The sequence below is a fragment of the Vibrio sp. 811 genome, from assembly GCF_033339195.1.
In genome coordinates, this window is the sequence record NZ_JAWOUB010000800.1 from 1 (window position 1) to 550 (window position 550).

At 49.6% G+C, this 550-nt stretch carries 1 protein-coding gene; it reads left to right on the forward strand.

The window, feature by feature from the left end:
- Nucleotides 1-118 precede the first annotated feature (118 nt).
- Nucleotides 119-469 (forward strand): hypothetical protein, encoded by a 351-nt coding sequence (locus R7Q46_RS29470; RefSeq protein ID WP_318078625.1) that lies wholly within the window; start codon nt 119-121, stop codon nt 467-469.
- The last annotated feature ends 81 nt before the right edge of the window (nt 470-550 follow it).

The window sequence follows — 550 nt, forward strand, 5'->3', positions numbered from 1 at the left end:
GTTGGCGTGTTTATTGTGTCGTTAGGTCTAGCGTTAGTTGGGTTAGCGTGGTGGCAGAAGCGGCTGACACACTTCCTTGGTTTCAAAAATACAACCGACCAATTGCAGGAGGGCTGGCATGCGTTCTCTAACCAAACTCGACCGAGCCATGCAGATAAAACGCATCGAGGGTAAAGCGGTTTTGGAGCAATGCTTGCTGGATAAGCAAACCCTCAAATTTACCTCGAACCGATTCGTGCAAGAAAACCCGTGGACTGCGCTTGGGTTGAGCGCTTTTGCCGCGATTGCTGTTGCGAAAGCTGGGCGACTGTCTCGCGTCACGTCATCTCTCTCCTCCATCAGTTTGCTGCTCAATGGCGCGATGGATTTGAGTGGTCAGCTAGCCAAATCTTCTTCATCGTCTGCTGTATCCTCAAAAGAAGCTGGTGAAGAAGTGGCTCAACCATCCGATTTACCACCTCATCAGTAGAGGACGCGCATGAATGGAAAATTAAACCTTCCCATCAATACCGTGATTGGTGTGTCTCTGCTGGTGTTATTGCTTGTTCCT